Source organism: Schaalia sp. Marseille-Q2122 (assembly GCF_903645355.1).
GTDB lineage: Bacteria > Actinomycetota > Actinomycetes > Actinomycetales > Actinomycetaceae > Pauljensenia.
Window position 1 is genome coordinate 220,586 of sequence record NZ_CAHJXR010000007.1, and the last position, 11,637, is coordinate 232,222.

Sequence of the window (11,637 nt, forward strand, 5' to 3'; positions counted from 1 at the left end):
GCTTCACGCGCCGCACCTTCCCGCCTGGGCGCGGGCAGGTGCGCAGCCCCTCATTAGCTCAGTTTTTAGGCACACAAGAAATCAGGAGTTACCCATGAAGAACTTTTACGAGGGCCGCGAGGTCTGGTTCTACACCGGCAGTCAGGATCTTTACGGCGAGGAGACTCTGCTCCAAGTCGCTGAGCAATCCCAGGAGGTTGTGCGCCTGCTCAATGACTCGGGTGTCCTGCCCGTGCCCGTCGTGTGGAAGCCGGTTTTGAAGGATTCGGACGCGATCCGCAGGGCCATGCTGGATGCGTCCACCGACGATCAGGTGATCGGCGTAATCGCGTGGATGCACACCTTCAGCCCTGCAAAGATGTGGATTCGCGGCATGGAGGTCCTCTCCAAGCCCCTGCTGCACCTGGCAACCCAGGCCAATGTTGAGATCCCCTGGGATTCCATCGACATGGATTTCATGAACCTCAACCAGGCTGCTCACGGTGACCGCGAGTACGCCTACATCCTCACCCGCCTGGGGGTTTCGCGCACCACGGTGGTGGGCCACGCCTCCCACCCTCAGGTCACCGCGCGGGTGGCCTCGTGGATGCGTGCTGCGGCGGGCTGGGCGGCGGCCCAGGAGATGCGCATTGTGCGTTTTGGCGACAATATGCGCAATGTGGCTGTTACCGAGGGGGATAAGACTGAGGCTGAGCGGCGTCTTGGCGTGTCGATCAACACTTGGGGGGTCAATGATCTGGTTGCGGTCGTTGACGCGGTTGACGAGGCCGCCGTTGATGCCCTCGTTGCGCTCTACGAGGAGCGTTACGACGTGGCTGAGGAGTTGCGCGCGGGCGCCGAGCGTCACGAGTCCCTGCGCTATGCTGCCCGCCAGGAGATTGCGATCCGTTCCTTCTTGGAGGAACGCGGGGCGAGCGCGTTTACGACGAACTTTGAGGACCTGGGTGGCCTGAAGCAGCTGCCGGGCTTGGCGGTGCAGCGTCTCATGGCTGAGGGCTATGGTTTTGGTGCTGAGGGCGACTGGAAGACGGCCCTGCTGGTGCGTGTGGCGAAGGTCATGGGCGAGGGGCTGTCGGGCGGTGCCTCCCTGATGGAGGACTACACCTATAACCTTGTGCCTGGTCAGGAGATGATTCTGGGCGCCCACATGCTGGAGATCTGCCCGAGTCTGACCGCTCAGAAGGTCCGCATTGAGATTCATCCCCTGGGTATTGGGGATCGTGAGGATCCTGTGCGCATGGTGTTTAACGCTGATGCTGGCCCGGGCATGGTGGTGGCGTTGGCGGATATGCGTGATCGTTTCCGTTTGACGGCCAATGTGGTGAAGGTGGTTGAGCCGCCTCATGACATGCCGAAGTTGCCGGTGGCCCGCGCCATGTGGGTGCCTGAACCGAATATGGAGACCTCTATTGAGTCCTGGCTGACGGCAGGTGGGGCGCACCATACGGCGATGACTACTCAGGTAGGTGTGGCTGAGTGGGAGACTTTCGCATCGATTGCCGGCATGGAACTGGTGGTCATTGACGAGGACACCACGACGCGAAGCTTCGCTGATCGTCTGCGTTGGAACCAGGTGTACTACCGTCTGGCTGAGGGGCTGTGAGGGGGAGCGGAGGCTTCCTGCGGCGTGTCTGACTCAACGGTCAGTTTGTTGAAAATGTCGCATTTTGGGGGTGGTTTTGGTGAAAAACCACCCCCAAACCTCAGCAAAACGTGAGAAATCAGGAAGAAACGCCGGTTCAACCTGACAAAACCGCCTGTTATTCCGTACTGTTTCCCTATGACCTCGCACGAGGTTCCTAATCTTGTACCGAATCAGAAGAGGTATCCAATGTCTGTCAACCGCACTGAGCTCGTCGCCGCCATCGCCGAAGACGCTGGCCTGACCAAGGTCCAGGCTGACGCCGCCCTGTCCGCTTTCCAGAAGGTTCTCGTCGAGTCCCTCGCCAAGGGTGAAGCTGTCAAGGTCACCGGCCTGCTCTCCGTGGAGCGTGTCGAGCGCGCAGCTCGCACCGGCCGCAACCCCCGCACCGGCGAAGAAATCCAGATCCCCGCTGGCTTCGGCGTGAAGATCTCCGCTGGCTCCACCCTGAAGAAGGCTGTTGCTAAGTGAGTTTGAGCCTCTGAGGAGTCTCGAAAGGGCGGGCGCTTCGGCGCCCGCCCTTTTCTTATGTTTTCTGGGCTGGGTAGGTTCCCAAAAATTTGTCTGATGACTACACTGGTTGTGGTGACTACACTGTGAAAGTGTCCACAGGGAGTGTGCCACGCCCACGGTCTGTCACACCCATCGTCTGTCGCACCCAGAGCCTGGGACACCCAGAGCCTGTCACATAGACAGTGACAAGAATCCACAAGGATGAGGAGCACACGTTATGAAGGTCGCAATCCTTCCCAACGAGCAAGAAATCGCACGTATCGCCGCTGACCACGTTGAAGCCCTGTACCGCCGCAAGCCCGACTTCGTCCTCGGCCTGGCCACCGGCTCCTCACCGCTTCCGCTCTACGCTGAACTCATCGAACGCTTCAAGGCTGGCCGTATTTCCTTCGCTCAGGTCCGCTCCTTCAACCTCGACGAGTACGTGGGCCTGCCCAAGGGCCACTACGAGGGCTACGCCAACTTCATCCACCGCAACCTCGTCGACCACCTTGACATGGCAGAGGGCGCCGCTCACGGCCCCGACGGCTGGTGCGACGACCTGCACGCAGGCGCAGCCGCCTACGATCAGGCCATTAAGGACGCTGGCGGCATTGACCTGCAGGTCCTGGGCATTGGTTCCGACGGCCACATCGGCTTCAACGAACCCGGCGGCTCCCTGACCTCCCGCACCCACGTGGGTGTCCTCACCGAACAGACCCGCCGCGACAACGCCCGCTTCTTCGACGGCAACATCGACGACGTCCCCACCCACTGCGTGACCCAGGGCCTGGGCACCATCATGGACGCTCGCGAAAACCTCATGATCGTCACCGGCGCGGGCAAGGCCGAGGCCGTCAAGGAACTCATCGAAGGCGGCATCTCCGCACGCTGGCCCGCCACCATCCTTCAGATGCACGACAACACCACCGTCCTGCTTGACGAGGCCGCAGCCTCCCTCCTCGAACTCAAGGACTTCTACCGTGAGGTGTGGGAAAAGGAATCCCTCTGATCCCTCCACCCGCCCTGATCACAAGCGCGTGAACACCCGAGTGTGAGAACTCCCGCGTCGCCCTCGCCCCGCACATGTGGGGCGAGGGCGATTGCGCACCTACAATGGAGGACATGCGAGCACTGGATGAACCCATGGCCCCCGGCGGCCCCGAAAGCCCGAACGCGCCATCGAACCCCCAGTCCTCGACCGCACTGCTGGAACGAACTGAGGTAGAGCGCGAGAAGGATCCGGGTGACGGTGACCGTTTCGCACACTTCGTCCGCAAAGACAAAGCTGACTCCTCCATGATGACCGGCCAGCCTGTCGTCGCCCTGTGCGGCAAGGTGTGGATTCCCACCCGGGACGCCAGCCAATACCCGGTGTGCCCCAAGTGCAAGGCCCTGCGCGACGAGATGAATAACTTTGGCCCGAATTGGCCCTTCTCTGATGGTCGTTCAGGAGGCTCGGGAGGTTCCCACCAGTGAATCGCGGCCCTGTTGGTTCCACCAGCGGCCCGCAACGAGTCTCCGCCTCAGCAGCTCAGAACCTCTCTCCGTCCTTTCCTGAGCGCGCCCGATGGGGCACTGCGGGGAGTCTGCGCGCCTGGCAGGCAGCTGCACTGAACCTCTACCTCGAAAAATCCCCCAAGGACTTCCTCGCCGTCGCCACCCCCGGCGCCGGTAAAACCACCTTCGCTCTGCGTATCGCCGTTGAACTCATGGGTTCAGGCATAGTCGACAAGGTGACGGTCGTCTGCCCCACCGAGCACCTAAAAAGCCAGTGGGCTGACGCCGCGGCCAGGGTGGGCATCCACATTGACCCCGCGTTCAGTAACTCCCAAGGCATGGCAGGCTCCCACTATGACGGCGTTGCCGTCACCTACGCCCAGGTAGCCTCCAACCCCGCCGTGCACTCGGCGCGCACGCGCGCCCACCGCACCCTCATCATCCTCGACGAGATCCACCACGCGGGTGACTCCCTATCCTGGGGCGATGGCATCTCCGAAGCCTTCAAGGACGCCACCCGCAGACTCAACCTCACGGGCACACCCTTCCGATCGGATACCTCGCCCATCCCCTTCGTGCGCTACGTCGAGGACGAGGAAGGCATCCGCCGCTCACAAGCCGACTACACCTACGGCTACGGCGACGCCCTGCGTGACGGCGTCGTGCGCCCCGTCCTCTTCATGTCCTACTCGGGCACCATGTCCTGGCGCACCAGCGCTGGCGAGCAATACTCTGCGCGCCTAGGTGAGCCCCTCACTAAGGACATGATGAAGCAGGCGTGGCGCACCGCCCTGGACCCCAAGGGCGAGTGGATCCCTGCCGTCCTCCAGGCCGCCGACCAGCGCCTGACCGAGGTGCGCCGCCAGGTGCCCGACGCCGGTGGCCTCGTCATTGCCTCCGACCAAACCCAGGCACGCGCCTACGCACGCCACCTGCGCATGATTACCGGCAAGGCAGCCACCGTCGTCCTCTCTGACGATAAGGATGCCTCCGAACGCATCGACACCTTCCGGGAGAATGACGACCGGTGGATGGTGGCCGTACGCATGGTGTCCGAGGGCGTGGACGTGCCGCGCCTGTCCGTGGGCGTGTACGCGACCAACACCTCGACCTCCCTGTTCTTTGCCCAGGCCGTCGGGCGTTTCGTGCGCGCACGCCGCCGCGGAGAAACCGCCACCGTCTTCATCCCCTCCGTCCTGCCGCTGCTTGACCTCGCCGGCGCTATGGAGGTTGAACGCGACCACGCCCTCGATCGGCCAACGAACGCCAACGAGGAAGGCGACCTCTGCAACCCCGAGGATGCCCTCATCGCCCAGGCGAACCGACAGGAGAAAGCCTCCTCTGACCTGCTGGGATCCTTCGAGGCCCTCGGCGCCGACGCGGAGTTCGACGCCGTGCTCTTCGACGGCGCCGCCTGGGGATCAGTGGCCGAGGTCGGCTCCGTGGAAGAACAGGAATACCTGGGCATACCGGGCCTGCTGGAGCCCGACCAGGTGACGACCCTGCTGCGCGCCCGTCAAGAAGAACAGATCGCCAGCCAAAAGCGTGCCCGCGCAGCCGCGAAACTCCGCGATGAAAACTCAGGAATCTCCGACCACCGCGTGCGCGCCGCCAAACGCAAGGAACTACAAAACCTCGTCTCATCCTGGTCACGTCGCTCAGGGGAAACCCACGCCGTCATCCACTCTCAACTGCGCCAGCGCTGCGGTGGCCCCGAAGTCGCCCAGGCCAGCACCGAGCAGATCGCCGCACGCATTGCCCTGCTGCGCGAATGGTTCGTTGGACGACGCTAACACCCAATGACAGTCGCTTCACCGACACATGGCGCAAAAGGCTGCGCCCCTCTTCACACCATGAAGGCCTGAAGAGGGGCGCAGTCTCTACGACACATGACCAGCGTGACGGAAGAAATCCCGCCACACGATCCCGCGTCAGTCCAAGGAAATGTAGCGAGTCGGAATCGCCGTCTCACCCTCGGACAGACGCCACGCCTGGTAGGGCAGCTCATTGCGGGAGCGCACGTGACGCTCCTGAGCTTCCTTCAGAGCGCTCGGACCCCACGCGGTGGGATCAATGACGCCATTGCGAACCAGAGGCACCTGCAGCGGGCGGGCACCCAGCGCCTCCAACTCCGACAGGCGGGCAGCCTCGTCAGACCCGGCAACCAGGACCTCCTCAGAGGCGTAACCATCCTCGTCAACCAGACGGCCAGCGCTCTTACGGCCACCGACGGTGCCCTTGGATTCGGAGCGCTTAGCCACGGGAACCATCACGCCATTACCATCGTCGCGGGCCACCAGCTTGTACACGAGGGCGGCCGTCGGCACACCCGAACCCGTCACAAGCTTCGTCCCCACGCCATAGGAATCAATCGGGGCGGCACCCAGTGCAGCAATCGCATACTCATCAAGGTCGTTAGTGACCGTGATCTTCGTCGAGGTTGCACCCAGGGCATCCAACTGGCCGCGCACCTTGAAGGCCTGGGCAACAAGGTCACCCGAATCCAAACGAACCGCGCCGAGTTCACCGCCAGCAGCGCGAGCAGCCTCGACAGCGTTATTGACGCCCTCAGTGACGTTGTAGGTGTCCACCAGCAGCGTCGTCTTCGTACCCAGGCGCGCGATCTGCGCGTCGAAGGCCGCGCGCTCCGAATCATGCAGCAGCGTGAAGGAGTGGGCCGAGGTACCAATCGTGGGAATACCGTAGCGCTTACCGGCCTCCAGATTAGAGGTACCCGCAAACCCGCCGATGACGGCTGCTCTGGCGGCGGACACCGCTGCCCGCTCGTGAGCGCGGCGAGCACCCATATCCATGCAGGGGCGGCCGTGGGCGGCGATCGTCATACGAGAGGCGGCTGATGCGATGGCGCAGTCGTGGTTAAGCACCGACAGCAGCAGGGTCTCCAGCAGGGTGCACTCGGCGAAAGTACCCTCAACGGTGAGCAGAGGAGAACCCGGGAAGTAGCACTCGCCCTCGGCATAGCCGTCAATATTGCCACTGAAACGGAAGGTCGAGAGGTACTCGAGCGCGGCTTCTGAAAGCGCGGTATTGTCGGCAAGCCAAGCGATCTGCTCGGGTTCAAAATGGAAACGTTCCAAGGCCTCCAGGATACGGCCCGTGCCCGCAACCACGCCGAAACGACGAGTTGAAGGCAGGCGGCGTCCGAAGAGCTCGAACACGGAGTGACGATACGCGGTGCCCGCCTGAAGGGCGGCATCGAGCATCGTGAGTTCGTACATATCTGTCAGCAGAGCTGTTGAATGAGAAGCGGGCATACGCTCAATTTATCCTGACTTTTGACGCCAAGGTGTGTAAAACGCTTACATTTAGGTGACTCTCACGTTTAGGCTTATCTCATGGCACATTCGACGTTGGGACAACCCGCACTGCAGACCGCACCGGCGCGGTCAAAGATGGCTGCATGGCAGACCGTGGTCCTCAACGACGCCGTCAATCTCACCACCTACGTGTCGCATGTCTTTCAACGACATTTCGGATACAGTGCAGAATATGCCGATCAACTGATGTGGCAGGTTCATGACCACGGTCGCGCCGTGGTGTCAACGGGATTACGGGAACGAATGGAAGCGGACGTGCTGGCCCTTCACGCCTACGGACTACGAGCACTGCTGGAACCAGCGCAATGCTAGGGGAGTTCCGCAGAAGCGTCGGCGGATACACCACCAGCATCAGCACCGATCTCAACCACCTGCTACGCCGACTCATGAACGAAACGCTGGGCATCCTTGATGAGCCCGCGCCCCTGTCCCAAATCGTCGTCGCCGTCACCGAACCTGAACTCACCCGCGAAAGCCCCGACTCGCCCACCCTCAGCCGCCTCCTGCCGGACATGTCAGAAGACAATGACACGGCCATGGAACTACGAGCCCTCACTGAGGACTATCTGCGCGCTGAGAAAAGCGACCGCATCCGCTGCGTCCTCGACCAACTCGAGGAAATCTCCCAGACGGGAACGACACAAATCTTCGTCCACCACGAGTCCGTGTGGGAGTGGCTTTCCGCACTCAACGACATGCGCCTCGTCCTGGCGGAGGAACTTCACATCGTCACCGAAGACGACGCCGAACGAGTCCACCAACGCGCCCAACGCGGCGATAATTCACGCGAAACCATGATGTCCGTTGTCTACGAACTTGTCACCTGGTGGCAGGATTCACTCCTGCAGGCAATGCAAGCGGGCATGAAATAGAACTACTGTCCATATATGGATAACGCGCCCATCGGTATTTTCGACTCCGGCCTCGGAGGCCTGACAGTGGCGCGCGCCATTATCGACAAGCTTCCCGACGAAGACATCCTCTACCTCGGCGACACCAAAAACGCCCCCTACGGGCCACGCCCCATCGCTCAGGTGCGTGAAATGACCCTAGCAGGCCTGGACGAACTGGCCTCCCGCGGCGTCAAAGTCCTCGTCATCGCCTGCAATACAGCCACCGCAGCCGCCCTCTCTGACGCGCGCGAACGCTACTGGATCGACGCCGGCATCCCCGTCATCGAAGTCATCACCCCAGCCGCCCGCTCAGCCGTGGCCACCACGCGTAACCGCCGCGTCGGGGTCATTGGCACCGAGGCAACCATCCGCTCCGAGGCCTACGCCAACGCCCTCGCCGCCGTCCCTGACCTGACCGTTTTCACCCAAGCATGCCCGCGCTTCGTCCCCTTCGTCGAACAGGGCATCACCCACGGCGAAGAACTCGAAAAGGTCGCCCGCGAATACCTCGAACCCCTGCGCGAAGCCGAAGTCGACACCCTCGTCCTGGGATGCACCCACTACCCGCTGCTCACCGGCATTATCGGCCGCGTCATGGGAGAGGGCGTGACCCTGGTGACCTCGTCAGAAACCACGGCGAACCTCACCTACAACACGCTGATGGACCGCAATATGCTCCACGAGCCGCGCCAGGGTGGGGCCGGTGTCGAGCACCGATTCTTGACCACCGATGAAGAAGAATCCTTCTCTCATCTGGCCCGCCGATTCCTCGGGCCAGAGGTCGGCCGAGCAGAACGCGTGTGCGTGGAAGGAACCTGCTGATGAAACTCACCATCATAGGGTGTACGGGCTCCATGTCGGGCCCCCATTCAGCAGCCTCCTGCTACCTCGTCCAAGCCCGCGGATACGACCCCGCCCTGGGCGCTGAACGCACATGGAACGTCGCCCTCGACCTGGGACCGGGTTCCTTCGGAGCCCTTTGGAACCACATTGACCCCGCCGATCTGGATGCCGTGGTTTTCTCCCATTGCCACGCCGACCACATGGGGGACGTCATCTCCTTGCACGTTCACCGCCGCTGGGGGCCCGCACGAGGCCAAGCGCCGCTGCTGCTCGCCGGGACCTGCAATCTTCTCGACCGCATCCGGCAGATCGACGGCTGCCCTCCCGAAGAGGACTACGCCCTGGACTTCCGCATCCACAGCCTTGAGGCTGGCCAACCCCTTGAATGTGGCCCCCTACGCCTAACGCCCGTGGAAGGCTGGCACTCGGTGGACGCATTTGGTGTGCGCATTGAAGGCCCAGCCGAAGCCGAAGGTGAGGACGCGCTGCAGGAGGGCGAGGCACCCTCAACCGTGAACATGCTCTACACCGGCGACACCGACCTGTGTCCGACAATGATTGAGGGCGCTCGCGGCGTGGACCTGCTGCTGTCAGAAGCGGGCTTCACCCTGGCTGACGAGGTCGAAGGCATCCACATGAATGGCGTCAAGGTCGGCCGCCTCGCCTCTGAAGCCGGTGTCGGTCGGCTGGTTGTCACCCACATTCAGCCCTGGACTGATCCTGCCGTCGTTGTCAACGAGGTGCGCCAAACCTGGTCAGGGCCGCTTGATGTTGCCCAATCGAATCAGGTCTACACGCTCTAACCTGCCCCCTTCAAAGGCCCCACCCACACCTGCCCAGCCCAAGCGCAGCGCACGCCTCCCACCGACGGTGGATCGGCGGTGGCCTCGTGAAAGGGGGAAGAATCAGCTGAACTGCTGAATCCCCCACGACTGCGGATTTTCACTCACCCACCGCTTGAGCAGCTCAATGACCTGCCCCGTCGGCGTATCAGGGCCCGAAGAGCGCGTCCGGTGGCGCAAGAGGATGCGACGCACACCCAAGGTCGGCAGGGGAGTGAGGCGGACCTGCTCGGGAATGGCCTCGCTCAGCGCCAGGGAAGGCAACACTGTCGACCCCAAGCCAGCAGCCACCATCGACACGGCCGCACCATAGTTGTAGTAGGTGTGCACCGACCACGCTGGGTGCGCAATACTCGCCGTCAAGCGGGCCGTCGCCTTCCCGCCCGCCGATCCCGCCGGGGTGCGCAGCCATGTCAGCGCAGCCAGATCATCCTCAGAACTCACCGCAGGGGCATGCGCAGGCGTCGCCAACACCCACGGCTCATCAAGAAGCAGGGTATCCGTGAAACCGCGAGGCGCGGGCCCCGGCGTTGCGTCCCGCTCCAAAGCGAGAATGTCAATGCGTCCGGCGCGCAGCTCGGCCATCGCCGGGGTTTCCTCCACCTCGCTCAAGTGCAGGTCAATACCCGGCGCAGAGCGGGACAGCTCACCTAAAAAGGGGACGAGGACGGACATAATGAGCGTTTGGAAGGAACCAAATGCCACGATACCCGTCACATGACCCGCCATTGGGCTCAGAGCGCGGCTGGCATCAGAGAGTTCGGTTTCAATGCGCTCAGCGGATTGAGCGAGGATCATGCCGGCGGGGGTGAGAATTGCGCCACTGGGCGTGCGCTCGATAAGGTCCAAGCCGACCTCTTCTTCCATCTTGCGGATCTGCTGAGACACAGCGCTTGGGGACACGCGAAGTACATCCGCAGCTGCGACAATGCCGCCTTCGCGCTGGACGCTTAAGAGCAGAGGCAAGCGACGGGGATCAATGAGCATGGAAGCCTCCTTGGGAACGCACATGGATACTTAAGTATAGCTTCATTAGAGGTGCAGGTTCATTCGATTGTGCTGCACTGCGAGTGGTCGCATCATAGTCACCATGACAGGGCTTCTTGCACAGGTATTAACAGTGATGGGCTGGGTGGGCGTCGCATGCTCACTCCTGGCCTACTGGAGCGTATCCACCGGACGGATGACCGGCGACTCCCTGCGCTACCAGGCACTCAATATCGCCGCATGCACGATGCTCGCAGGCGCCTGCCTCGTCACCGAAGCATGGCCCTCCATGGTCACCAACGCCATCTTCATCCTCATCGGCCTCCACATGACCTGGAAGGTCCGCGACCGCCTCGCCATGCGCCTACGTGAGGTGCGTGGACGCACCCTCTCTGCCATGAAGCGCGTGTACGTTCGCGCTGCTTAACAGATAGGCCCGTCAGACGGGGAGTTCTCCACGACAAACCCGCAGCCCCCTGAGGGCCAGGCAGACAAGGTGAGGACTCCTGACGAGAAGACACCCTGGGCCGTCCACCCTGTTGCCGGGCCGATATGGTGGGCCACTCGTGCCCACTCGCCTTCGCTTCACTTCTGCTCCTATGTCCAGCTGCGGCGCAAGCGGCCAGCTTGCCTTAGTTTCTGCTCCTATGTCCAGCTGCGGCGCAAGCGGCCAGCTTGCCTGCCCTAGTGCTTGCCCTCCTGGTTCTTACTGTCCATCCCATCATTGCTAACAGAGCTTCGGCCTGCCTATCCGCGCGATGGGTATGGATGGGAGCTTTGGGTATGGATGAGCGCTATTGGTATGGGGTATGCCGTGTACCGGTGGCGATGATCCGTACCAATGACGAGCATCAGTACTAATGGCGAGCGTCGCTGCTGGTGATGGTGAGGTGTGCCTGTGGGGCAGGGGTCTTGGGGAGCTTCTTGCCTGCATTGCCTGGCTGTGGGTGCGGATGGGGCTGTGGGTGCGGACGGGAGCTGTGGGTATGGTTGAGCGCTATTGGTATGGGGTATGCCGTGTACCGGTGGCGACGATCCGTACCAATGACGAGCATCAGTACTAATGGCGAGCGTCGCTGCTGGTGATGGTGAGGTGTGCC

13 protein-coding genes are annotated in these 11,637 nt (G+C 62.4%); 11 read left to right on the top strand and 2 right to left on the bottom strand.

The features are described from left to right. Positions 1 to 94: 94 nt before the first annotated feature. From araA to HWX48_RS09595, 5 genes are all read left to right on the top strand, one after another. Positions 95 to 1,603, top strand: coding sequence for an L-arabinose isomerase (gene araA, locus HWX48_RS09575; protein WP_175956988.1), 1,509 nt, complete (start codon positions 95 to 97; stop codon positions 1,601 to 1,603). Positions 1,604 to 1,831: 228 nt separating this feature from the next. After that, positions 1,832 to 2,113, top strand: coding sequence for an HU family DNA-binding protein (locus tag HWX48_RS09580; protein ID WP_175956990.1), 282 nt, complete (start codon positions 1,832 to 1,834; stop codon positions 2,111 to 2,113). A gap of 259 nt (positions 2,114 to 2,372) precedes the next feature. After that, the gene (gene nagB / locus HWX48_RS09585; protein ID WP_175956993.1) at positions 2,373 to 3,146 is read left to right on the top strand and encodes a glucosamine-6-phosphate deaminase; all 774 of its coding nucleotides are present in this window, start codon (positions 2,373 to 2,375) and stop codon (positions 3,144 to 3,146) included. 113 nt (positions 3,147 to 3,259) lie between these two features. Next, on the top strand, positions 3,260 to 3,613 hold the full coding sequence (locus HWX48_RS09590; RefSeq protein WP_175956995.1) for a DUF3039 domain-containing protein: 354 nt from the start codon (positions 3,260 to 3,262) through the stop codon (positions 3,611 to 3,613). Continuing rightward, entirely contained in the window at positions 3,610 to 5,427 is a 1,818-nt protein-coding gene (locus HWX48_RS09595; protein WP_175956996.1) for a DEAD/DEAH box helicase, read from the top strand. The genes HWX48_RS09590 and HWX48_RS09595 overlap by 4 nt, the downstream gene beginning before the upstream one ends. Positions 5,428 to 5,565: 138 nt before the next feature. Here HWX48_RS09595 and HWX48_RS09600 read toward each other — a convergent pair whose 3' ends face one another. Beyond that, on the bottom strand, positions 5,566 to 6,909 hold the full coding sequence (locus tag HWX48_RS09600) for a nicotinate phosphoribosyltransferase (protein WP_175956999.1): 1,344 nt from the start codon (positions 6,907 to 6,909) through the stop codon (positions 5,566 to 5,568). Between the two features lie 81 nt (positions 6,910 to 6,990). Here HWX48_RS09600 and clpS point away from each other — a divergent pair, with 81 nt between their 5' ends. The 4 genes from clpS to HWX48_RS09620 are packed head-to-tail and all read left to right on the top strand — an operon-like array spanning position 6,991 to position 9,511. Then, complete coding sequence (gene clpS, locus HWX48_RS09605) at positions 6,991 to 7,284, top strand: ATP-dependent Clp protease adapter ClpS (RefSeq protein WP_175957001.1); 294 nt, start codon at positions 6,991 to 6,993, stop codon at positions 7,282 to 7,284. After that, positions 7,278 to 7,844, top strand: a complete 567-nt coding sequence (locus tag HWX48_RS09610) for a DUF2017 family protein (protein WP_175957003.1) — start codon at positions 7,278 to 7,280, stop codon at positions 7,842 to 7,844. Before clpS ends, HWX48_RS09610 begins: the two co-directional genes overlap by 7 nt. A gap of 15 nt (positions 7,845 to 7,859) precedes the next feature. Then, positions 7,860 to 8,687, top strand: a complete 828-nt coding sequence (murI, locus tag HWX48_RS09615; RefSeq protein WP_175957005.1) for a glutamate racemase — start codon at positions 7,860 to 7,862, stop codon at positions 8,685 to 8,687. Beyond that, positions 8,687 to 9,511, top strand: a complete 825-nt coding sequence (locus tag HWX48_RS09620; RefSeq protein WP_175957007.1) for an MBL fold metallo-hydrolase — start codon at positions 8,687 to 8,689, stop codon at positions 9,509 to 9,511. The genes murI and HWX48_RS09620 overlap by 1 nt, the downstream gene beginning before the upstream one ends. A gap of 102 nt (positions 9,512 to 9,613) precedes the next feature. Here the strand turns inward: HWX48_RS09620 and HWX48_RS09625 are convergent, their stop codons facing one another. Beyond that, on the bottom strand, positions 9,614 to 10,537 hold the full coding sequence (locus HWX48_RS09625; protein WP_175957009.1) for a LysR family transcriptional regulator: 924 nt from the start codon (positions 10,535 to 10,537) through the stop codon (positions 9,614 to 9,616). Between the two features lie 103 nt (positions 10,538 to 10,640). On the opposite strand from HWX48_RS09625, the gene HWX48_RS09630 reads away from it, so the two are divergent. Both HWX48_RS09630 and HWX48_RS09635 read left to right on the top strand, forming a co-directional pair. Continuing rightward, positions 10,641 to 10,964, top strand: a complete 324-nt coding sequence (locus tag HWX48_RS09630; protein WP_175957011.1) for a hypothetical protein — start codon at positions 10,641 to 10,643, stop codon at positions 10,962 to 10,964. Positions 10,965 to 11,397: 433 nt separating this feature from the next. Next, positions 11,398 to 11,601: a hypothetical protein gene (locus tag HWX48_RS09635; RefSeq protein WP_175957013.1), complete on the top strand. Its 204-nt coding sequence runs from the start codon at positions 11,398 to 11,400 to the stop codon at positions 11,599 to 11,601. Positions 11,602 to 11,637 lie beyond the last annotated feature (36 nt).